Genomic DNA, 22,939 nt, shown 5'->3' on the forward strand with positions numbered 1-22,939 from the left:
TCGAACTCTCGAGGCGCTCCACGCGGCGCCGACCACGGCTTGACAGACATAGAAGAGTCCATCGGCCCCACACCGCCTGCGGCGATCAGCCCCCGGCCCCACACCGCCCGCGGCGATCAGCCCCCGGCCTCACGCCTCCGCACCGGCGTCGACAACGTCATGACCAACTACATCTAACCGCCCTACGCGGGCATTAAGAAGGCCCTGCCCATCCGGCTGTACCGCTGAGCCGAGCTGGTTCGATCACTGCGCCGCTGTGCTGGGCAACGCGCGTCCGGGAATTACGCTGGTGTGCTGGCCCTCAGGTATCACCTGTGCCCAGCCACCGGCCGAGCTCTGCGACGTGCCCCGCGATCACGTCGGCCGATCGGCGCGCCACCTCAGGGGACCGGCCGTAGGGATCCAGCACGTCGGCGGCCGAAAGCTGCGCACCCGACCGCGCCCAGGCGCGGATCCCGGCCCGATGCGCTCCTGCGCCCACGCCGGGGGGTGAGTCCGCTGACGCGCCGGAGTCAGCCAGCGCACCGGTTGAGGTGAGCATCACCGTGCGTAGCCCTACTGCGGGCCATTCCTCGATGATCCACGCCCGCTGCCGCTTGCTCATCGTCACGATCAGATCGGCACGCACCGCGGCAGCCTGATCCAGCTGCGCCCCGACCAGCCCGTCGGGCGAGAGGCCGAACCGTGCGAACTCCGGCAGCATCTCGGCGGCCACCGGCGCTCCTACCAGCGCCATCGTTCCCCTGGAGCGCACCTCGACTCCCGCCACGCCGCTCCCTGCAAGTCGGCGTCTCAGCAGTGCTTCGGCGAACGGTGACCGGCACACATTACCGGTGCACACCATGAGGATCGAGAAGGGCAAGGAGGCCATGCTCGAGTATGGCGGCGGTTGGTCCGTGCGGCGCAACTGGCGGCTCGGCCCGCTCCACCTCGCGCGCCCCCTCACACGCTTAGTCGGCGCCCGAGGCATATCCTGCACAGGTGAGTTCCGCCGCCCATCCCGCCGCTCAGCCCCCGGTGCGGCGCAAGCCCCTGCTCGCCGTCCTCCTCGCCCCACTGTTCATGGCACTTGTTGCCGTGAGCGTCATCAACGTGGCGCTGACCGCCATCGGCGAGAGCCTGGACGCGAGCTCCGGCGGCCTGCAGTGGGTGATCTCCGGGTACGCCCTCGCCTTCGGCATGCTGCTGGTGCCGGCCGGACGCGCGGGCGATGCCACCGGCAGGCGTCGCATGCTCGTGATAGGCATCGGGATCTTCACCCTGGGCTCCCTGCTCTCCGGTTTCGCGCCCAGCGTGGAGATCCTCAACGTCTCCCGCATCCTGCAGGGCATCGGTTCGGGCCTGCTGAACCCGCAGACGGTCGGCCTGATCCAGCAGCACTTCCGTGGGCAGGCCCGCGCCCGGGCCTTCGCGTTCCTGGCCACCACCGTGGCCGTCGCGACGGCCGTCGGCCCCGTGATCGGCGGCCTGCTGATCCAGATCCTGGGGCCCGACCAGGGCTGGCGCTGGATGTTCTTCATGAACGTCCCCATCGGCGTGCTCGCCATCCTGGGCGCCTTCCACTACCTGCCCGACGACCGCGCCTCCCGCACCGGCCGACGCGCGGACCTCGACCCGGTGGGCACGATCCTGCTGTCCGTGGCGATCCTGTGCATCATGCTGCCGTTCCTGGAGCGCGGCGTGAACGCCCTGATCTGGCTGGCCTTCCCCGTGGGACTGCTGCTGGTGGGCCTGTGGTGGGGCTGGGAGCAGCGCTACAAGCGCATTGGCCGCCCCCCGATGGTGGACCCCGCGATCTTCGCCAACAAGGCGTTCCGCAACGGCATCCTCATCGTCTCGGTGTACTTCCTGGGCTCTACCAGCATCTGGATCATCGTCCCGCTGTACCTGCAGATGCACCTGGACCACACCGCGTTCGAGGCCTCCCTGCTGGGACTGCCCTCGGCCATGGCGGCAGCCGTCTCCTCGCAGATCGCCGGGCGGTATGTGCTCGCCCTGGGCCGCCGCATGGTCATCTACGGCTTCGCCGTGGCGCTCGCCGGCCTGGGCGGCACCGCCCTGCTGGTCGGTCCCGTCGAGTCGGGCGCGATCTCCTTCTGGCTCCTGGCCGTCCCGCTGACGCTCATGGGACTCAGCAACGGCATGACCATCTCGCCGAACCAGACCCTCACCCTGAACTCCGTGGACCCCCGTTACGGCGGCGTGGCCGGCGGCATCCTGCAGCTGGGGCAGCGCGTGGGTGCAGCCCTGGGCACCGCCATGATCCCCGGCGTGATCTTCTCGCTGACCGAGTCCGGCACCGAATGGCTCGAGGCGTTCATGATCGCCCTGGTGGTCATCATGGTGCTGACCGTGATCGCGATGGGCGTGAGCATCCATGACCGGGCCCGTGAGAAGGCCCAGCCGGGCGCTTTGTGAGAAGAACCGGGGGACAGCACGACATGAGCAGGCGCAGGCAACGGGGCCACGCGCGCATCATCCCCACCGGGTGGGACGACGCATCCGGCATCCCCGCCGGGTGGGACGAGGTGCCCGGCCCCGCGGACCGCCCCGCCAGCGGCACGTCCGCCCGGGCACAGACGCGAACCGAGCCGGAGGGCCATGCCGGCGGAGCGGGGAAAGAGAAGTCCCGACGTCGGCTGATCGCCATTGCTGCCGTGCTGGCCCTGGTGATCGGCCTCGGGATCGTCCTGCCCGCGCTGCTGAACCGCGGCCGGGGTCCGGAGGCGACGGTGCGCGAGTACCTCGATGCCCTGGTCTTAGGTGACACGGCCACCCTGCGCGAGCACACCTCCACCGGCAGCGGGCCCGGCACCGCGGCCATGACCGATGAGGTCTACTCCGCCGCCACCGATCGGGTGCAGGACTACGAGGTGCTGGAGGTCCGCACGGAGGGGGAGAGCGCGACTGCCATCGTGCTGCTCGACAACGGCACCCACCAGTACGAGTCCACTGTCACCCTCACCGGCCGCTCCCGGAACTTCTACAGCCCGCTGGAATGGCGCATGGATCCCGTGGACTACGGGACGGTGGAGCTGCTCGTGCCGCCCTTCGCGGAGGAGCTCCTGGTCAACGGCACCACCATGGCCATGGACCGCGTGCGTCGCCCCACCGTGGACGGGCAGTACGAGACGGTGCTCCAGCTCCTGCCCGGCACCTACGAGATCGCCCTTCCCGACAGGGGCGAGCTGGTCGCACCGCTTCCCCTCGAGATCACCGTGCTGCCGTCCCTCGGGGCCGAGGCGCGCTACATCCGGGTCCAGGAGCTGGTGGGCTACGACATCACCGAGGCGGGCCGACAGGACATCGATCAGCAGGTCTCATCCCACCTCGAGGACTGTGCCCACAGCCAGGCGCGCCAGCCCGAACCCTGCCCTTTCTCGGTACCGATGGGGGAGCGGGAGGCCGGGCAGCCCTCGGGCGGGACCTGGGAGATCCTCGAGCAGCCGCAGCTGGAGATCACGCCTGCGCTCAACGGAGGGTTCGACGTCGTCGGGACCGGTGGCAGTGCACGCTTCACCCCGCACGCTGGGCCAGGCGGCACCGCCCAGGAGTCGATCACCGTGGACTTCGAGGTGAGCGCACTGGTGTTCCAGGACTCGGGAGGCGGTCTCCACGCCATCGTGCTGGGGGCGAGTGGGCGGTACGGAGTGGTCGTCTGCTACGACTCCGAGACGGGGCAGGGCTCGGTCTCGGCGGATGCGGTGACGGGAGCAGTCGACTGCGCGTGACCCGCCCCGAATCACATCGATGTCATTCTGAATCGCCTCTGACCTGCGTAAAAAGCGCGCAAAATTCGGTGGCAAGGCAAGGGGAGGCACTACCGAAGTCGGCACTTTGCAGGCACTGTGAGAAGGTCCGACCTCCCAGCGGCGTCGCTGGCGGATCGAACTGCGTGATGCATCACCCCGCTGTCCCCCGCCTGATCCGCTGTCCCCCGCCTGATCGAGCGGGCCCTGCCCTCCCCGGCAGGCCCCGCCCCTTCCCCCAGGAGCCTCTCCATGTCCGATCCCCGCCGTACCCCCACCCATCGCGCCGAGGGCGGTGCCGTCTACTTCCGCGGTGCTCGCGTGGCCCCCAAGATCGCAGCCGCCACCGGCGGCGCCGTGGTGGCGGCAGGGCTCAGCCTCACAGGGGCAGGCATGGCCAGCGCCGACGACTCCGTGTGGGACAAGGTCGCCCAGTGCGAGTCCGGCGGCAACTGGTCGATCAACACCGGCAACGGCTACTACGGCGGCCTGCAGTTCTATCCCTCCACATGGCGGGCCTTCGGCGGCACCGAGTACGGCTCGCAGGCGCATCAGGCCACCAAGGCCGAGCAGATCGCCGTTGCCAAGCGCACCCTGCACGAGCAGGGCCCCGGCGCCTGGCCCGTCTGCGGCAAGCGTGCCGGCCTGACCCGAACCAACGGCGGGGCCGATCCGAACGCCCGGCCCGGTGGCGGCTCGGCCGCTTCCCGTGGTGAGGATCGCGGCAGCACTCCCGCTCCGAGCTCCGGTGCATTGGTGGTGGACGGCAAGTTCGGCCCCAAGACCGCCCGCGCCCTGGAGGCCTGGATCGGTGTCGGCCAGGACGGTCGCCTCTCCACCGGGGACATCAAGGCCCTGCAGTCCAAGGTCGGCGCGCGTGCCGACGGGAAGATCGGGGCGGAGACCACCCGCAAGCTTCGTGCCGCGATCGGCCTGGGCAGCAACGGCGTGTGGGACTTCCGCACCAATCACGCCACCGTCTCGGCGCTGCAGAGCTACCTCAACAGTGGAGCCCCCGCAGCAGCCGCACCGGCACCGGCCCCCGCGCCGGCCCCCGGTGGCTCCTCCAGCGCCGACCTCGTGGTCGACGGCAAGTTCGGCCCCAAGACCACCCGCGCCCTGGAGGCCTGGATCGGTGTCGGCCAGGACGGCCGCCTCTCCACCGGAGACATCAAGGCCCTGCAGTCCAAGGTCGGCGCACGTGCCGACGGCAAGATCGGGGCGGAGACCACGCGCAAGCTGCGCGCCGCCATCGGCCACGGCAACAACGGCGTGTGGGACTTCCGCACCAACTACGCCACCGTCAAGGCGCTCCAGGAGTACCTCAACGCCCACTGACTGCGTCCGTCGAGTTTGGTGCGGTTGAGTGCGGTGCGGGGCATCAGCGCCGGCCGAGCTCCAGCAGGTGGTCGATGACGGGCAGCAGTTCGTCCACGGCCACCTGCGCCACCTGCGTGGACAGGGACCCCCCGGTCAGAGCGGCGTCGAAGTAGAGACCGTCGCCGATCAGCAGGATCGCGTGGGCGATCGCCGGCGAGCCGACCTCCTCGCGGATCTGCGCCAGCCACTCGTCCCGGGCGCGCGCCATCGCGGCCCGCGCCCCTGGATGGGACTCCTGGGCCAGGTGCGCCACGGCCACCAGGGCACGATCCAACGCCGAATCGGTCCACACCGAGGTGCGCACGTAGTGGCGGGAGGGGCCGTCCTCGGCGGTGCGCATCTCCTCCAGGTCCTGGACCACCAGGGCGTCCAGGCGCTCGATGAGGCCCTCGGCCAGCGCTTCCTTGGACTTGAAGTGGTAGAGCAGCCCGCCCTTGGACACCCCTGCTCGGGCCGCGACCGCCTCCAGGGTGGTGGCACGCTGCCCATCCTCCAGGAGCATGGCCTGGTAGGCGTCGAGCACGGCATCACGGGCGGACATGCCTCAACCGTACTGGCAGCGACGGTGCGTAAGGACGCTGGGGCAAGTGGTGTGGAGCGCTCTGCCATGCCGGTCACAGCGCGGCTCCGCCCGATTGACTGTACCGTCTGGACGGTTTAGTTTCGGCGGTGTCCGTGGAGGCCGCGGACGAGGATCCGTCCCACCACGACCCCGGAGGTTCCTGTGCTGCCCGCCCCCGCCCGCACCGCCACCACGCGCCACGACAGGCCGGGCGCGCGCTGGTGGGCGCTCGCAGTGCTGATGCTGCCGGTGCTGCTGGTGGCGGTGGACAACACCGTGCTGTCCTTCGCCCTGCCCGCGATCTCCGAGGCCCTGGCCCCTACCGGGCAGCAGCTGCTGTGGATCGTGGACGTGTACCCGCTGGTCCTTGCCGGGCTGCTGGTGCCCATGGGCAGCCTCGGGGACCGCATCGGCCGCCGCCGCCTGCTGCTGCTCGGCGGCAGCGGCTTCACCGTGATCTCGGCGCTGGCCGCGTTCTCCCAGGACGCCCCCACCCTCATCGCCGCCCGCGCCCTGATGGGCTTCTTCGGCGCGATGCTGATGCCCGCCACCCTCTCCCTGATCCGCAACATCTTCACCGACGCCACCGAGCGCCGCACCGCGATCGCCATCTGGGCGGCCGGTTTCTCCGGGGGAGCGGCACTGGGGCCGATCGTGGGCGGCTTCCTGCTGGGGCACTTCGCCTGGGGCTCGGTGTTCCTGCTGGCAGTGCCGGTGATGCTGCCCCTGCTGATCCTGGGGCCGCTCCTGATCCCCGAGTCCAAGGACCCCACCCCCGGGCCCGTGGATCCGCTGAGCGTACTGCTGGTGCTGGCGACCATGACCCCGCTGGTGTACGCGATCAAGACCTTCGCCACCACCGGAATGGGCGTGCTGCCCGTGGCGGCGGCCGCAGTGGCGATCCTGGCGGGCATCGCCTTCGTGCGTCGTCAGCTGCGCCGCGGGGAGCCGATGCTGGACGTCACCCTGTTCACGCGTCCCGTGTTCACCGGCGCCGTCACCGCGAACCTGCTGAGCGTGTTCTCCATGGTGGGATTCCTCTACTTCATCTCCCAGCACCTGCAGCTGGTCAGCGGCCGCAGCCCGATGGAGGCCGGCATGGTGCTGCTGCCCGGACTGCTGGTCACGATCGTCGCGGGCCTGGCGGTGGTGCGCCTGGTGCGGCACGTCTCGCCCGCCGCTGTCGTCACCGTCGGCCTGCTGCTGAACGGCGTGGCCTTCACGATCGCCGCAGTGACCGGGTCCTGGGGCTCGGATCTCATGCTGCTGATCGCCTTCGCCCTGCTGGGCGCCGGAGTGGGTGGCGCCGAGACCATCAGCAACGACCTGATCCTCTCGGCCGTCCCCGCCGAGAAGGCCGGGGCCGCCTCCGCGATCTCCGAGACCGCCTACGAGACCGGTGCCGTCCTCGGCACCGCCGTGCTGGGCAGCCTGCTCAACTACGCCTACCGCAGCCACGTCCAGCTGCCCGCCGAGCTGACGGCGTCCCAGCAGGCTGCCGCGTCGGAGACCTTGGGTGGGGCCACTGCGGTCGCCGAGCAGCTGCCGGCATCGGTGGCCGGGCCGATGCTCGACTCCGCGCGCCACGCCTTCGACTCCGGTGTGGTGATCACCAGCGGCATCGGCGCTGCACTGATGGTGCTGGCCGCCGTGATCGCCCATCGCACCCTGCGCGCCACGGACTGACGACGCGATCTGGGCGCGCGTCGGACCATGCGCGCCACGGTCCGCGAACGAGCCACGTCCCCGCGGCTGGACAGGGCCCTGTGCGTGACCAACGCATGAACGCATGCGTCGGCCACGGCCCCGCACATGACGCACAGGTTCACAGGCGCTCATGTTTCTTCCGAGCAGCGGCTGAGCGGTCCTAGCTTCCTGAGCATGCCACCAACGAAGCTCGTCACACCCCCTGCCACCGCGCCTCCCGTCACCGCATCCACTGCCCCCGCAGCTGCCACCGGCACATCAGCCGTCGCCCTGCTCGACGCGCCCCCGCGGCGACGGCCCGCCCTGAGCTACGAACTGTTCCCCGCCCGCAGCGGAGCCTCGTTCGAGCGCCTCCAGCAGACCGTCGCGCAGCTGGAGCAGACCGCCCCCGACTACGTCTCGGTCACCTCCCGCACCGGCTACCAGAACTTCGCCCGGGTGCTCGAACTGACCGACCACGTGCTGGGGGAGACCCGCCTGCGTCCCCTCGTCCACCTCACCAGCGTGGGCGCCCGCCGCCAGCACCTGGTGGCAGGCATCGAGGCCCTGCTGGACCGCGGCGTGCGCGGCATCCTCGCCCTGCGCGGCGACGTCCCCGAGGATCACGTGCCGGAGGAGGACGAGTTCCCCTTCGCCCGCTACCTCGTCGAGCTGATCCGCGAGGTGGAGCGCGACCGCAGCGCCCTGCTGGCCGGCGGACGCATCGCCGTGGGAGTGGCCGCCTACCCGGTGCGCCATCCCGAGTCCCCCACCCGTCAGCACGACATCGAGGTGCTGGTCTCCAAGGCCCGCTCCGGTGCCGACTTCGCGATCACCCAGGTGTTCTTCGACCCCGCCGCCTACTGCGACCTGGTGGCCCGGGCCCGCCGCGCCGGCGTCGACATCCCGCTGGTGCCCGGCTTCGTCCCCGCCACCGACCCCGCACGCCTGCAGCGCCTCGCGGAGCTCTCCGGTGTGCACGCCCCCCGCGAGCTGCTGCACGCCCTGGAGACCGCCCGTGACGAGACCGACCGCCGCCGCATCGGCACCCGCTTCACCGTCGATCTGATCCGCGGGGTGCTCGACGCCGGCGCGCCCGGCCTGCATCTGTACACCTTCAACCGCCACGCCGAAGCACTCGACGTGCTCGAGGCCCTCGACCTGGGCCAGTGGACCACCACCGACACACGCCACACAGGAGACCCCCGATGACCACCACGCCGCCGCCCACTGCTGCCCCGCTGCCCGCCGCCACCATCGTCGGCTACCCCCGGATCGGCCCTGACCGCGAGCTGAAGAAGGCCGAGGAGGCCTACTGGGCCGGCCGCATCGACCGCACCGAGCTCGACCGCCGCACCGCGGCCCTGCGCACCGCCACCCGCGAGCGCCTCACGGGCCTGGGCCTGGATGCCCCCGCGGCGATCCCGGAGACCTTCTCGCTGTACGACCAGGTGCTCGACGCCGCTGTCACCATCGGCGCGATCCCCGGGCGCTTCGCCGATGTGCTCGATGCCGACGGACGGATCGGCACCGATGGGTACTTCACCCTGGCCCGCGGCGATGCCCAGCGGCCTCCTCTGGAGATGACCAAGTGGTTCGACACGAACTACCACTACCTGGTGCCCGAGATCGGTCCTGACACCGACCTGCACCTGGCCTCCACCCAGGTCATCGACCTGTTCACCGAGGCGCTCGCCGCCGGCACCACCACCCGCCCGGTGCTGGTGGGCCCCCTCACCCTGCTGCTGCTGGCGAAGGCCGAGGACGGCGCCCCCGAGGGCTTCACGCCCCTGGATCGCCTGGACGACGCCGTCGCGGTGTACGCCGAGGTGCTCGAGCGTCTGGCCGATGCCGGCGCGCCCTGGGTGCAGGTGGATGAGCCCATCCTGGCCACCGACATCGACCTCGTCGCCGGCCCGTCGGCCGCGCGCGACGAGGGAGCAGGCAGTGCGGCGGCCCAGAGCGATGGGGGAGCGAGCAGTGCGGCGGCCCGAAGCGACGGGGGAGCGGGGGACGTCGACGACGTGATCGCCCGGGCGCTGCAGCGCTCCGTCGGCCGCCTCGCCTCCCTCGCCCAGCGCCCGCAGATCCTGGTGACCACCCCCTACGGCGGCATCGGCGATCACCTGCCCGCCCTCCTGTCCACCGGCGCCGAAGCCGTGCACCTCGACCTCACTCGCGGTGACCTGCCCACCGCCGAGCAGCTGACCGGCATCGGAGAGACCGCCCTGGTGGCGGGCCTGGTGGAGGGTCGCACCGTGTGGCGCACCGAGCTGCCCACGGCCGCCGCCCGCCTGGACGCGCTGCGTGACCTGGTGCGCACCGCCGGAGGGGACGAGCGCACCGTCTCCGTGGCCACCAGCGTGTCCCTCCAGCACGTTCCGCACAGCCTGGACCGCGAGAACGCGCTGGATGCCGCGCTGCGCGCCACGCTCGCCTTTGCCGACGAGAAGGTGGCCGAGGTTGTGCTCCTGGCATCCGGGGGCGTGGTCCCCGGCGACGTCGACGGTCCTCGCTCGGTACCGCGCGACTTTGCGGGTGTGCACGATGAGTCAGTGCGGGAGCGGGTGGCGGCACTGGGCCCCGACGCGTCCACGCGCTCGCCCTTCAGTGCCCGAAGGGCGGCGCAGGAGCAGGCCCTGGACCTGCCGGTGCTCCCCACCACCACCATCGGCTCCTTCCCGCAGACGGCTGAGGTGCGCCGCGCTCGCGCCGACCACCGCGCCGGTCGCCTGGATGCGAGCGGCTACCGCCAGGCGATGCGGGAGGAGATCGCCCGGGTGATCGCCCTGCAGGAGAAGCTGGGGCTGGACGTGCTGGTGCACGGCGAGGCCGAGCGCAACGACATGGTCCAGTACTTCGCCGAGCACCTGGACGGCTTCGTGGTCACCGAGCACGGCTGGGTGCAGTCCTACGGCTCCCGCTGCACGCGCCCCTCCATCCTGTTCGGGGACGTGTCCCGGCCCGAGCCGATCACCGTGGAGTGGTCCGCCTACGCCCAGTCCCTCACCAGCAAGCCCGTCAAGGGCATGCTCACCGGTCCCGTGACCATCCTGGCCTGGTCCTTCGTGCGTGATGACCAGCCGCTGGCGCAGACCGCCACCCAGGTGGCCCTGGCCCTGCGCGAGGAGATCGCGGACCTCGAAGCCGCCGGCATCGGCATCGTCCAGGTGGACGAGCCCGCCCTGCGCGAACTGCTGCCCCTGCGCCGCGCCGACCAGGACGCCTACCTGCGCTGGTCTGTCGAGTCCTTCCGCATCGCCACCGCCGGGGCGGCCGACGGCACGCAGATCCACACTCACCTGTGCTACAGCGAGTTCAACGAGGTCATCGACGCGATCGACGGTCTCGACGCCGACGTGACCAGCATCGAGTCGGCCCGCTCCCGCGGCGAGGTGGTGGACGCGATCGACCCCGAACGCTTCGAGCGCGGCATCGGTCCGGGCGTGTGGGACATCCACTCCCCGCGGGTCCCCTCCACCGAGGAGATCGTCGAGCTGCTCCAGCATGCCCAGGAGGCCATCGGTCCGCGCGCCCTGTGGGCCAACCCCGACTGCGGCCTGAAGACCCGCGGCTACCGCGAGACGGAGGCCAGCCTGCGCAACCTGGTGGAGGCCACGCGACAGGTGAGGGCGCAGGTCGCGGCGCTGGCGTGATGTCGGGTGGGCGCCCGGTTCTGGAACGGCGCGGGGTGTCCCGCGCCGCGGGCGCCCACCCCGCCCTGGCGGCCGGATAGGCTCACTTGCAGGGGGTGCACGGGCCGCGCCCACGATCACCAGGCGTGAGAGGTGCACCCATGTCGGATCCGAACCAGTCGGGCTACATCCACGATTCTTCCGCCGGCTCCGCCTCCGGGAGCCCCGACCCTTACTCTGGTTCCGCCTCCGGGAGCCCTGACCCTTACTCTGGTTCCGCCTCCGGGAGCCCTGACCCTTACTCTGGTTCCGCCTGCGGGAGCCCCGCGGCGCCCGGCGCCACCGCAGGTGCGGGCACGATGTCCGCGGCGCAGGCCGGGAGCGCGCTGCGCCGGATCGGCATCGGCAACCCCTTGCCCACCTTCGTCGTCGGAGCTCTGGCCTACATCGCCGCCCTCGGCGCCGCACTGGTGGTGCTGGCCTCGCTGTTCCTGGCTGCCCTCACCGGCGGGCCCAACGACATCCCGAGCGGCGGCACCGATCCGCTCGGTGCTCCGTCAGGTCCCGGCGGTGGCTCGGGTGCCTCCCCGGGGGACGGATGGCGGGTGATCGTGGGCCTGCTGGGCATCCCGTTCCAGCTGGTGGCCCTGGGCACCTTCGGCTCCTATGGCATGGAGCTCGACCTGGGCTTCCTCGGGAGCATGGAGGCCGGATGGCGGGGGATGCCGCTGCTGATCACGGTGGCGCTGACGGCGACGGCCTTCCTCGGTGCCCGGTTCGTCCAGCGCCGCTGGGGCAGCGGCCGCTGGAGCTCCAACGGCCCGCTCGGTGCCCTGCTGTGGTCGGGGGTCTCCGGCTTCGCGCTGGCGGCGGTCGCACTGCTGGTCACCCGTGTCACGGCCTTCGCCTTCGTCGACGACTCGGTGGGGATGTCGATGTCCATGCACGCGGCCGGGGCGGACATGTTCATGGGCACCTGGCTGCTGAGCGGGCTGGCGCTGTTCCTGGGCCACCTGGCCGGCAGCACCAAGCCGTCCTGGTGGCCGCTGGTCGCGGATCTCGCGGCTGCACCCCGCCTGGCACTGGTGCACGCCCTGACCTTCGCGATCCCCGTCGGTGTGATGGCAGCGGCGGTCAGCGCGATCCGGATGGCCGTCGACGGGGAGGTCGACACCGCGCTCTCCCTGTTCCTGCTGCTGCCGGTCTGGGGGCTCACCGGGCTGGGCGTGCTCGTCGGCCTGGGGATGCTGCTCGTCCCGGTGCACGTGACCACGCGCGGAGACCTCGGTGACTTCGGCAGCGGGCAGCTCGACGAGTTCCTGTGGTTCTTCGACCTGCCCTGGTACGTGTGGATTCCGATGGTGCTGTTCGCTGTGCTGGTGCTGCTGGCGATCCCCCTGCTGTGGAACCGCGATCGGGTGATCGCCAAGGACAACGCCATGGGTGTGATCGCCTCCTGGATCGCCCTGCCCGTCGCCTACTTCGTGTGCTCGCTGGTGCTGCTGGCGCTGGTGTGGACCAGTGTGCGGGTGGAGATGGGAATGCTGGGCGATGGTGCATTCGCGCTGGCCCTGGGTGCGTGGATGCCGCTGGTGGCCTTCGTGATCGGCGCGATCGTGGAGCTGCTGGCCCGCTTCGTGGCCCCGCTGGTGGACCGCTTCGTGCCCGGGGTGCTGTTGGGCTGGTTCCGTCGTTCTGAGCGGCTCCGACGGGCCGAGACCGCTGCAAGTAACACTCCGTAACAGCATGTAGCGCATCGGGTGGGTACGCTGGCCGCGACGACTGCACGTCCCGCCGCAGGAGGCCCGATGGACCGCAACCCGTTCACCCCCGGCTTCGGGCTCACTCCGCCGGTGCTGGCCATGCAGGGCACCCCGGTGGAGGACTTCACCGAGGCCCTGGAGGGCACCCGCCCGGCCGGCCATCGCTCCGTGCTGATCTCCGGTGCCCGCGGTGTGGGCAAGACGGTGCTGCTGTCCCAGTTCCACGACGTCGCCGAGGAGGTGGGCTGGGAGGTCATCGTGCTGCACACCTCCTCGGACTCCCTGGCCGAGGAGCTGCGCGGCCGCGCCGTGCACGTGCTGCGGGACCTGGATCCCCAGGCGAGCAGCTCCCGCCTCACCTCCGCGAGCATCACCGCGATGGGCGCGGGGGCGAGCGTGGGGCGGGAGGTCAGCAGCCGGTACGACGAGGAGGAGGTGCCGCTGGCGGTGCTGCTGGACCGCCTGGCGTCCCTGGCCTCGCTGCGCGGCGGCGGGCTGCTGGTGCTGCTGGACGAGGTGCAGTCGGCTGATCCGGAGCAGGTCCACGTTATCACCCAGCACATGCAGGACCTGGGGCAGCGCGGCCACGCGGCCGGCTTCGTGGCCGCAGGGGTGCGGGCGGGCGTGGACGAACTGCTCGCCAATCCCAAGACCACGTTCCTGCGCCGCGCCCACCAGGTGGAGATCGGCAGCGTGGACGTGGGCACGGCCGCGCAGGTCATCATGACCACGGTCGCCGACACCGACAAGCACATCACCCCCGAGGCGGCCGTGCGCGCCGGCGATATCTCCCAGGGCTACCCGTACCTGATCCAGGTGGTCGGCGCCGAGGCCTGGCAGCGCAGCGGCACCGAGGAGACGATCGAGGTGGAGGACGTGGAGGGTGCGCGCGAGTACGCGATCGATGCCATGGTGCACAACGTGCACGGCCCCGCTCTGCGCGACATCACCGGTCGCAAGAACGACTACCTGATGGCCATGCTCGAGGACGACGGCCCCTCCGCGGTGGCCGACATCGCCCGCCGCATGGGCATCGACCTGAACAACCAGAACGTGTACCGGGCACGCCTGATCGCCGACGAGATGATCCGTCCCGCCGGCCGCGGCCTGGTGGAGCTGGCCATGCCGTACCTGCGCGATGCGCTGCTGCGCCGGCAGGAGGGCGGACGCTCCGCCCTGGCGCACGGCCCGGCGAGGGTTGCCAGGCCGGTCAGGCGTCGGCCTCCGCGGGGTTCCGGCGGACGAACAGGCTGATCACCACGGTCACCACACCCAGTCCGGCCGAGATCAGGAACGCCAGGGAGGTGCCCTGGGCGATGCCGTCGATCGGGGCGCCGCCCTGGGCGGCGACCCCGGCCGCGACCCGGCTCATCAGGGCCACCATCACGGCGGCACCCGTGGCTCCGGCCACCTGCTGCACGGTGCCAACGAACGATCGCCGAGCCGTGACCGTACAGGGGCGCGGGCAGTGCCCCGAGCCGTGGTGAGCAGCGGCGTGAGCACCAGCGCCAGGCCGGCCGACATGGTGACCCGCTGGGGACTCCGTGACCCGCTGGGGACTCCGTGACCCGCTGGGGACTCCGTGACCCGCTGAGGACTCCGTGACCCGCTGAGGACTCCGTGACCTGCCGAGGACCCCGTGACCCGCTGAGGACTCCGTGACCCGCTGAGGACTCCGTGACCCGCTGAGGACTCCGTGACCCGCTTGGGGCACTGAGAGTGGAGCGCATCTGAGAACCAATTGTGGTTCTGAGGTGCGCCCCGCTCTCAGTCCCCGAGTGGAGCGCATCTGAGAACCAATTGTGGTTCTGAGGTGCGCCCCGCTCTCAGTCCCCGAGCACGCACCTGGAGCGGGTTCCGGCTCGCCGGCGTGCACGGGCGGGAATCCCCCGTGGGACGAGGTGTGGGCTGAGCCGACAGGCGAGTGGCGGTCCCGAGCGGTGGCGGTCCCGAGCGGTGGCGGTCCCGAGCGGTGGCGGTCCCGAGCGGTGGCGGGGCGTGGCTGTGGATCGGTTCAGCGCCGACGCAGTCGAGCGGGCAGTTCCCGCAGTCGCTCGATGGGGAGGAACGCCGCCCAGCAGATCACAGTGGGCAGGAAGTGGATTCCCAGGGCGATGAAGGTGGTCAGATGGAACCCCACGAACACCGCCACCGCGAGGTAGAGCGCCTTGCCGCGCAGGAACAGGACCACGGGGGAGAGGGTCTCCATCGCCACCGCCGCCCACTGGGCGGGCACGAAGATCCACGGCGTCTCCAGCGTCCACTGCACGAAGATCGAGCCGCGCCGCACCACCGCCCACGCCAGGATCGCGCTGTTCGCCCAGGCGATCGGAGAGCCGGAGTAGATCCACTTGACCAGCACCGACAGGAAGTAGGTGGCGACCACCGCCAACTGGATGCACCGCAGCGCCCATCCCGCGGCTTCGCTGGGGGTGTCGTCGTGCCAGCCGCGTGAGGGCACCGTGGGCAGCACCCACACCGCCACCATCAGCGCCAGATGATCGTGCGACACGTATCCGTAGCCCTGGCTGTACAGCATCCAGATCCCGAAGGCGACGCCCACCACCATGCCGGCGATCCGTGGAAATCGGCCCAGCATCGCCATTAGGCACGCCACCACGATCACCACCAGCAGTGCGTACGCGAGCCCGGTTGTCACCGGAGGCAGGTGCAGCAGGCGGGCCAGCAGCAGCGGCCGGTAGTAGTGCGCGTTGCCGGCGTGGGAGGGCACGTCGTTCGCGATCAGGAGCACGTCCACGATCACGAAGGCGTAGACGATCGTGCGCAGTGCCGTGATGCGGGAGGCGGGCAGCGCCGGGATCAGCAGGCCAAGGAGCGTCGACGCGCCGGTCGGTGTGCGTTCCGAGGTGGCCCGACCGGTCTGGTCGGCACTCGAGGCCGCGGGTGTCGTCATTCGCTCGCCCTCCAGCGCACCACTTCGACGAACTCCGGCTCCCCGTGCGGCGCGCCGTCCTTCAGGTGGGTGATGCGCTGGCACAGGATCAGCTCCGTCAGCGGCGGCTCGTCGGGATGGCGGCGGTCGTACTCCGCGGCCAGAGGGGCGAGGCGATCCGGGTCCGCCACGATCTCGCGCTGGTGGTTCTCCACGTCGCCGCGCTGGATTCCCACGGACCGGTTGCCGAAGGGGATGTCGAAGGGCTCGCCCCCCTCGCGCACACCCTGCAGGCACGTGTTGACCACCTGCCCGTTCGGATCGGTGCCCTTGGAGTACTGGTCCAGCGAGCCGAAGGGGAAGAAGTCATTGGTGCGCAGGAACTGGCCCGCCAGCAGCACCGCCATCAGGGCCAGCATCAGCACGATCCTCCAGGCACGCGACACGGTGGGGAGGGTACGGGGGAGGGGGCGGTGGGCGCGGGGAGGGGCGCTGCGCTCACTCATTGCGCGAGCATAGCGCGGCCCCGTCGACCCGCGGCGAGCACGCTCATGCCCCCAGGCGCATCCAGGCATCGCCCCGCACACGCACCCCCAGAGAGACCGCGCGGGCGATCATGAACACCAGCGTGCAGGAGATCCACACCCCGGTCAGCGCCCACATCCCCGGCAGGTCCGTCCACGCCACCCAGGCCGCCCCCGGCAGGGTCGCGATCATGGTGAGCACACCCACCCGGGCCAGGTACGGCGCATCGCCGGCACCCATCAGCACCCCATCCAGCACGAACACGTAGCCCGCGATGGGCTGGGCGATGATCAGCACCCACAGGGCCGCTCGCAGGTTCTCCTGCACCGCCACGTCCGGTGTGAACAACGCCGGGGCCGTGTACGAGACCACCAGCAGCAGCACCGCTGTCACCAGACCGCCGCCCACGCCCCAGCTGACCAGGCGCGAGGTCACCGCTCGCACGGTCGCGGTGTCCGATGCACCCAGGTACCGGCCAACCAGGGCCTGACCGGCGATCGCCAGTGCATCCAGGGCCAGGGCGAACAGGTTGAACAGGGTGAGCGCGAGCTGGTGGGCGGCCAGCTGCACCGCCCCCAGGTCGGTGGCAACGAAGGTGGAGACCAGCAGCACCACGCGCAGGGTCAGGGTGCGCACGAACATCGGCACCGAGTCACGGCCCGCAGAGGCCACCTGCTTCAGCTGCGGCCGCAGGCTCACGCCATTGCGCCTCGCCCCCCGGGCCACCACGGTGAGCAGGGCGATCGCCATCCCCCACTCGGCGATGATGGTGCCGATGGCGGACCCGGCGATGCCCAGGTCCAGGCCGAAGATGAGGATCCAGTTCAGCGGCACGTTCACGGTGGCGCCGATGCCCGCCACCACCAGCGGAATGGTGGCCTTCTGCAGCCCCCGCACCAGGCCGGTGGCGGCCTGCACCGCGAGCATGGCCGGCAGGCCGAAGGCGCTGATGTGCAGGTAGGTGCGGGCCTCGGCGAGCACCTCGTCCGTCGGCCCGAACAGGGCCAGCAGCGGATCCCCCGCGGCGAGCAGCAGCAGGCAGCTGAGCGCGCCGATCGCGAGTGCCAGCCAGCAGGCGTCGATCCCGCGGGCGATGGCCTCGGCGCGCCTGCCCGCGCCGAAGGCCCGGGAGACGGCGGCCGTGGTCGAGTAGGCGAGGAACACCGACAGCGCCACCACCGTGGTCACCACCACCGAGGCCAGGCCCAGCCCCGCCAGGGACACGGTCCCCACCCGGGCCACGAACGCGGAATCCACCATCACGAACAGCGGCTGGGCCACCAGGGCGCCGAGGCTGGGGACTGCCAGGCGCAGGATGTCGCGGTCCACGCGACGGCGAGCCTCCCCGGGGTTCTGCTGGAAGGGATCGGCCATGCCTGCGAGTCTCCCACGCCCGCTGTAGATTCATCCCAACAGCACCGGTAGCATCTCGATGGGGGGCCGATGGCCGTGCAGGGGGAGAGCATGTCGGGGGCGACCGAGCGCGTCGAATCCCGTCGCCGACGCCGCCTGTTGGCAGCGATCGCCGTGCTGGCGGACTTCACCCCCGAGGGCGACGTCCCCGCTGAGGGCGCCCAGCACGGGCCGCATCCCAGCGTGATCTCCATCGACGGACGGGTACTGGTGGCCGACGACGGTTCGGTCTCCATCGAGATGTGAGGAGTCACCCATGAACGCCAGATCAGCGCGAGGCAGCGCCAGGGCGACAGCGGTGGTCGCCATGTGCGGTCTGCTGCTGGCATTCGCTGCCGGCTGCGGGCCGCTCCGCTCAGGCGGGGACGACGGTCCGACTGCTGCCGAGGCCGACGAGGGTGCAACGGCAACCGGCACCGAGCCCTCCGACCCCGCGACATCCACCCCGGCCCCCACCACCTCAGAGCCGCCATCGCCGCCGTCACTGGACGAATTGCGCAACTCAGCTCTGATGGTTCCTCCGGGATGCGCCGAGTACATGTACTTCGACGGCGAGCACGGGGGCACCGATCCCACCGCGGCTCCCGTGCAGTTCGTCGACGGGGAGGCCCCCGGGAACGCGCCCTCCAGCTCGTACACGCTCGGGGAGGAGGCCACCGCACTGGAGGTGGATGGGCAGGCCCTCTCCATCGTCGTCGTGCACTGCTTCGGCGGTGGCTCGTACACATACCCCGTGATCGCCGCGTACGATCCCGATCTCCACCTCGCAGGCTGGGTCGATCTCCTCGAGGACGGCTACCCCCAGCCCGGCGCCTCACCGAAGCCGTATCTCGAGGACATCACTGTCTCCGGGGCCACGCTCACGTACGTGCACGGCGGCATCGAACTGTTCGGGGACGAGCCCTGCAGCGCCTGCGAGAAGTCCGGTTCCGCCACCATGACCTGGCAGTGGACCGGCGAGGCCTTCACCTCCACCGACGTGGTGGTGCACACCCCCGGCGGTGATGTGCGGGAGCCTGCCATCGGCGACGTCCAGGACGTCGTGGACCTGCTGATCAGCGGTGATGATGCGGCCGCCTCGTACTTCGTCGAGGGAAAGGTGAATCCTGAGCTGGTGGAGGGGCAGACGGACTTCTCGACCATCGGTGACGGGACCCTTGACTTCGGTCGGGCCGATGTGGTTCCTCCCGGCACGCAGGTGCAGTCCTGCGAGGTGATCGGAGGGGGCATGTTCGGGGAGAACCACGGCTATGGCTCGTGGTACCAGAGCTATTTCATGCGCGATGGCTCGGAGATCGCCTACCCCTCCATGGTCGCGGGTTCGAGCGAACCGGTCTATGACACCTTCCCCGGTGACACCGTGTGCCTGCTGCGCAACGATGAGGACCCTCCCCTGGGGGAGTTCTACAACCAGGCCGGGTTCCACCTGGTCCTCAAGGGAACCGAGGACGGCTCAGTGATGGTTCGCGTGATCGGCCTGGGAGCCTTCGGCGCCGAGATCTGACCGTGCTCCGTCTCTGGGCGCAGCTCGGGCAGGGTGATCCACCTTGCCCGTGAACCGCACGGGTGACCAATCACCCACCTTCGTCGGATCCGCCACGGAGGTTGCCGTGAAAGAGTGCGATCGGGACAGTGCGCCCCGTGCTCCGTGAGGTGCTCGGGACGTATGCACGGCCGGTGCCGGCCCGTCCCGGCCTCACGTCTGCGCGCTCCAGGAGCATCCTATGCACCGTCTTGCCACTCTCAGCCTGAACAACCGGGCGTTCATCGCACTGGTGTGCGTGGTCATCGCCATCGTCGGCGCCATGAGCATGACACTGCTGCGCCAGGAGCTGATCCCCTCGGTGTCCCTGCCGCAGATCCAGGTGATCACCACCTCCCCGGGCGCCTCCAGCGAGCAGGTCAAGGACCGCATCAGCGACCCGATCGAGAACGGCGTGCGCGGCCTGGAGAACGTGGAGGCCACCAGCTCCACCTCGCAGTCCAGCCTGTCCATGGTCACCGTGGAGCTCACCTACGGCACCGACATGGCCCGTGCCTCCAACCAGGTCGAGGCAGCCGTCTCCCGCATCGAGGACCAGCTGCCCGAGGGTGCCGAGCCCGAGGTCATCTCCGGCGGCACCGGTGACATCCCCGCCGCCGTGCTGTCGATCTCCTCGGACCTGGACCCCTCCACCCTCGCCGACCGCCTGAACTCCTCGGTGGTGCCCGAGCTGGAGCGCATTGAGGGGGTCTCCGGCGTGATCGTCGTCGGCGCACCGCCGCAGATCGTGAAGATCACCCCCGACGAGCAGGCCCTGGCCGAGCGGGGCCTCAGCACCGGCTCCATCACCGAGGCACTGGACGCCAACGGCCTGTCCATCCCCGGCGGCACCGTCACCGACGGTGACACCTCCCTGGACGTGACCATCGGCCAGCCCATGGAGTCCGTCGAGGACCTGGAGACGATGGTGCTCCTGCCGCCCGAGGGCTCCGACGTGGACCCCGCGCAGGCACCCACCACCCTCGCGGACGTGGCCACCGTGGAGCAGACCCAGCAGGAGGCCACCAGCATCTCCCGCACCAACGGACGCGAGTCGCTGGTGATGGTGGTCAACACCACCGTGGACGGCAACGTGGTCGACGTGTCCGAGGAGGTCAGCGCGGAACTGGCCGACCTGCTTCCCGCCGTGGGCGGCGGCGCCGAGAGCCAGGTCGTCTTCGACCAGGCCCCCTTCATCCAGGAGTCCATCACCGCGCTCGCCGAGGAGGGCCTGCTGGGCCTGCTGTTCGCCGTCGCCGTGATCCTGCTGTTCCTGCGCGCGATCCGACCCACCGCGGTCACCGCGATCTCCATCCCGATGTCGCTGCTGATGGCCTTCGTGGGGATGCTGCTGGCCGACTACACGCTGAACATGCTCACTCTGGCGGCGCTGACCATCTCCATCGGTCGCGTGGTGGACGACTCGATCGTGGTGATCGAGAACATCACCCGCCACCTCACCTACGGCAAGACCAGGATGCGGGCCATCGTGGACGCGGTGCGCGAGGTGGCCGGCGCGATCACCTCCTCCACCCTGGCCACGGTGATCGTGTTCCTGCCGATCGCCGTGATCTCCGGCTGGGCCGGCGAGCTGCTGCGGCCGTTCTCCCTGACCGTCGCTATCGCGATGCTGTCCTCCCTGGTGGTGTCGCTGACGATCGTGCCGGTGCTGGCCTACTGGTTCCTGCGCGCACCCAAGAGCGCCCGGGACATCGACCCCGACGACGCCCACGCCGTGGCCGAGGTGCGCGAGGCCGCCGAGGCCAAGGAGGAGCGCGGCTGGCTGCACCGCCTGTACAGCCCCACCCTGGCGTGGGCGCTGCGGCACCGCTTCCTGGCACTGCTGCTCTCGGTGGCGATCCTGGGCGGCACCGTGGCCCTGTACCCGCTGCTGAAGATCAACATCCTGGGCGACACCGGCCAGAACCTCGCCGCCTACACCCAGACCCTGCCGGCCGGCACCACCCTGGAGGAGTCCAGCGCGAAGGCCGTGGACGCCGAGGAGGCGCTGGCCGAGTTGGACGGCGTCGACGTCGTCCAGACCACCATCGGCGGCTCCCAGTTCGGCTTCGGCGGCGCCACCAACGAGATCACCTACCAGGTCACCACCGATCCCGACGCCGACCAGGAGGCCCTGCGCGAACAGATGCTCACCACGCTGCAGGACCTCCCGGAGGCCGGGGAGATCGAGGACTCCTTCGACGCCGGCGCCATCGGCTCCTCCACCGTGGACATCCTGGTCACCGGCCCCACCCCCGAGGACCGAGAGACCGCCGTCGAGGCGCTCATCGCCGAGCTGGACCCGCTGCCGGACAGCGTCGAGGAGGTCAGCAGCGACCTGGAGGGCGAGCAGCCCACCGCCGTGATCACGGTGGACCGTGAGGCCGCCGCCCAGCGCGGCCTCACCGAGGAGGCCGTGGTGGGCCTGGTGGCCCAGCAGCTGTTCCCGGCCGCCATCGGCCAGGTCACCATCGGCGACGCCGAGCTGGACATCTTCGTCGAGCAGGGCGAGGGCATCGAGACCCTCGACGAGCTCGAGTCCATGCAGATCGCCGGCTTCCCGGTGACCGACGTGGCCACCATCGAGGAGACCCTGGAACGGCCCATGATCCGCTCCCAGAACTCCCTGGAGACGGTCACCGTGTCCCTCACCCCGGCCTCCACCGACGACGTGGGCGCCACCGCCCAGGCCGCCCAGCAGGCGATCGACGCGGTGGACGTGCCCGACGGCGTGCAGGCCACTACCGGCGGCGCCGCCGAGGACCTGCAGACCATCTTCGGCCAGCTGGTGCTGGCCCTGGTGGTCGCGATCCTGCTCACCTACGTGCTGCTGGTGTGGATCTTCAAGTCCCTGATCCAGCCCCTGATCCTGCTGGTGTCCATCCCCTTCGCGGCCACCGGCTCGCTGGGCCTGCTGGTGCTCACCGGGGTTCCCCTGGGCCTGCCTTCCATGATCGGCATGCTGATGCTGGTGGGCATCGTGGTCACCAACGCGATCGTGCTCATCGACCTGGTCAACCAGTACCGGCGTGACGGGATGGAACTGGACGAGGGCCTCATGACCGGCGCTCACAAGCGTCTGCGGCCGATCCTGATGACCTCCGCGGCGACGATCTTCGCGCTGGTGCCGATGGCGCTGGGCATCACCGGCAGCGCCGGGTTCATCGCCCAGCCGCTGGCAGTGGTGGTGATCGGCGGCCTGGTCACCTCCACCCTGCTCACCCTGATCATCGTGCCGGTGCTGTACCGGATCGCCGAGGGCCCGGGGGAGAAGCGCCGCCTGCGCGAACAGGCCCTGGATGAGGAGCGCCGCATCGAGCGGGAGCGCCGGGAGGTCGAGCGGGGACGGGGTGCCGCTGAACGGGCGCAGGGAGCCTCTGGGGTCGGGGGCGTCGGCCGCGTGGGCACTGCGACCACCGAGGCCGAGGGCACTCCTGCCGGGTCGGGCTCGAGCGTCGCCGCCCCGGCCGTCGATGCCTCGGCCGTCGATGCCTCGGCTGTCGAGGCCTCGGGCCGTGCCGGTGCCGCCGGAGTCGCGCCCGGCACGGTGGAGCGCGGGCACACGGCCACGCAGCGCCGTTCCCTGAAGGAGCGCGGCGGGCTGGTGGGAATCCTGAAGGGCCGCCTGCGCAGGGACTGAGGAGTCGGCGGCGGCATACCATGCCGTCATGCCCGCCATGCGCCCCCGCCGCAGCATCCTGCGCACCGCAGCAGGGGGTTGGACGGTGCGCACGCGTGTGCTGTCGGCACTGCTGGCCTTCATGGCGGGTGGTCTGGCGATCACCGGGGTGCTCACGCCCTGTGGCGCTCC

At 70.8% G+C, this 22,939-nt stretch carries 17 protein-coding genes; 11 read left to right on the plus strand and 6 right to left on the minus strand.

The window, feature by feature from the left end:
- Positions 1 to 301: 301 nt before the first annotated feature.
- Entirely contained in the window at positions 302 to 970 is a 669-nt protein-coding gene (locus M4D54_RS07755) for a hypothetical protein (protein ID WP_311199689.1), read from the minus strand.
- Between the two features lie 11 nt (positions 971 to 981).
- Between M4D54_RS07755 and M4D54_RS07760 the strand changes: the two genes are divergently transcribed.
- The 3 genes from M4D54_RS07760 (at position 982) to M4D54_RS07770 (ending at position 5,087) form a co-directional block, all read left to right on the plus strand.
- Positions 982 to 2,418, plus strand: a complete 1,437-nt coding sequence (locus tag M4D54_RS07760) for an MFS transporter (RefSeq protein WP_311199690.1) — start codon at positions 982 to 984, stop codon at positions 2,416 to 2,418.
- Between the two features lie 23 nt (positions 2,419 to 2,441).
- Positions 2,442 to 3,731 carry a hypothetical protein gene (locus M4D54_RS07765; protein ID WP_259890877.1) on the plus strand — a complete coding sequence of 430 codons (1,290 nt, stop codon included), beginning with the start codon at positions 2,442 to 2,444 and terminating at the stop codon, positions 3,729 to 3,731.
- Positions 3,732 to 4,001: 270 nt separating this feature from the next.
- Positions 4,002 to 5,087 carry a transglycosylase family protein gene (locus M4D54_RS07770; protein WP_311199691.1) on the plus strand — a complete coding sequence of 362 codons (1,086 nt, stop codon included), beginning with the start codon at positions 4,002 to 4,004 and terminating at the stop codon, positions 5,085 to 5,087.
- Positions 5,088 to 5,130: 43 nt separating this feature from the next.
- Here M4D54_RS07770 and M4D54_RS07775 read toward each other — a convergent pair whose 3' ends face one another.
- Entirely contained in the window at positions 5,131 to 5,670 is a 540-nt protein-coding gene (locus M4D54_RS07775; protein WP_193865726.1) for a TetR/AcrR family transcriptional regulator, read from the minus strand.
- 183 nt (positions 5,671 to 5,853) lie between these two features.
- Here M4D54_RS07775 and M4D54_RS07780 point away from each other — a divergent pair, with 183 nt between their 5' ends.
- The 5 genes from M4D54_RS07780 (at position 5,854) to M4D54_RS07800 (ending at position 14,029) form a co-directional block, all read left to right on the plus strand.
- A complete protein-coding gene (locus M4D54_RS07780; RefSeq protein ID WP_259890879.1) occupies positions 5,854 to 7,377 on the plus strand; it encodes an MFS transporter in 1,524 nt (507 codons plus the stop codon).
- Positions 7,378 to 7,572: 195 nt separating this feature from the next.
- Entirely contained in the window at positions 7,573 to 8,589 is a 1,017-nt protein-coding gene (locus M4D54_RS07785) for a methylenetetrahydrofolate reductase (RefSeq protein ID WP_193865725.1), read from the plus strand.
- Positions 8,586 to 11,033, plus strand: a complete 2,448-nt coding sequence (metE, locus tag M4D54_RS07790) for a 5-methyltetrahydropteroyltriglutamate--homocysteine S-methyltransferase (RefSeq protein WP_193865724.1) — start codon at positions 8,586 to 8,588, stop codon at positions 11,031 to 11,033. Before M4D54_RS07785 ends, metE begins: the two co-directional genes overlap by 4 nt.
- 338 nt (positions 11,034 to 11,371) lie before the next feature.
- Complete coding sequence (locus tag M4D54_RS07795) at positions 11,372 to 12,754, plus strand: hypothetical protein (RefSeq protein WP_193865723.1); 1,383 nt, start codon at positions 11,372 to 11,374, stop codon at positions 12,752 to 12,754.
- Positions 12,755 to 12,820: 66 nt separating this feature from the next.
- Positions 12,821 to 14,029, plus strand: coding sequence for an ATP-binding protein (locus tag M4D54_RS07800; protein WP_193865722.1), 1,209 nt, complete (start codon positions 12,821 to 12,823; stop codon positions 14,027 to 14,029).
- Here M4D54_RS07800 and M4D54_RS07805 read toward each other — a convergent pair.
- The 4 genes from M4D54_RS07805 to M4D54_RS07820 all read right to left on the minus strand — a co-directional run bounded on the left by M4D54_RS07805 (position 13,986) and on the right by M4D54_RS07820 (position 17,567).
- Positions 13,986 to 14,186 (minus strand): hypothetical protein, encoded by a 201-nt coding sequence (locus M4D54_RS07805; RefSeq protein ID WP_193865721.1) that lies wholly within the window; start codon positions 14,184 to 14,186, stop codon positions 13,986 to 13,988. The genes M4D54_RS07800 and M4D54_RS07805 overlap by 44 nt on opposite strands.
- A 603-nt stretch (positions 14,187 to 14,789) precedes the next feature.
- A complete protein-coding gene (locus M4D54_RS07810; RefSeq protein WP_228019181.1) occupies positions 14,790 to 15,689 on the minus strand; it encodes a hypothetical protein in 900 nt (299 codons plus the stop codon).
- Complete coding sequence (locus M4D54_RS07815) at positions 15,686 to 16,174, minus strand: hypothetical protein (RefSeq protein WP_259890881.1); 489 nt, start codon at positions 16,172 to 16,174, stop codon at positions 15,686 to 15,688. Before M4D54_RS07815 ends, M4D54_RS07810 begins: the two co-directional genes overlap by 4 nt.
- Positions 16,175 to 16,217: 43 nt before the next feature.
- Positions 16,218 to 17,567, minus strand: coding sequence for an MATE family efflux transporter (locus tag M4D54_RS07820; protein WP_259890882.1), 1,350 nt, complete (start codon positions 17,565 to 17,567; stop codon positions 16,218 to 16,220).
- Between the two features lie 90 nt (positions 17,568 to 17,657).
- Here M4D54_RS07820 and M4D54_RS07825 point away from each other — a divergent pair, with 90 nt between their 5' ends.
- The 3 genes from M4D54_RS07825 (at position 17,658) to M4D54_RS07835 (ending at position 22,768) form a co-directional block, all read left to right on the plus strand.
- Positions 17,658 to 17,852: a hypothetical protein gene (locus M4D54_RS07825; RefSeq protein WP_193865720.1), complete on the plus strand. Its 195-nt coding sequence runs from the start codon at positions 17,658 to 17,660 to the stop codon at positions 17,850 to 17,852.
- A 10-nt stretch (positions 17,853 to 17,862) separates the two neighbouring features.
- A complete protein-coding gene (locus M4D54_RS07830) occupies positions 17,863 to 19,110 on the plus strand; it encodes a hypothetical protein (protein WP_259890883.1) in 1,248 nt (415 codons plus the stop codon).
- A gap of 220 nt (positions 19,111 to 19,330) precedes the next feature.
- Positions 19,331 to 22,768 (plus strand): efflux RND transporter permease subunit, encoded by a 3,438-nt coding sequence (locus M4D54_RS07835; protein ID WP_193865718.1) that lies wholly within the window; start codon positions 19,331 to 19,333, stop codon positions 22,766 to 22,768.
- The last annotated feature ends 171 nt before the right edge of the window (positions 22,769 to 22,939 follow it).

It is taken from the genome of Brachybacterium sp. p3-SID1565, from assembly GCF_025143785.1.
Lineage (GTDB): Bacteria > Actinomycetota > Actinomycetes > Actinomycetales > Dermabacteraceae > Brachybacterium > Brachybacterium epidermidis.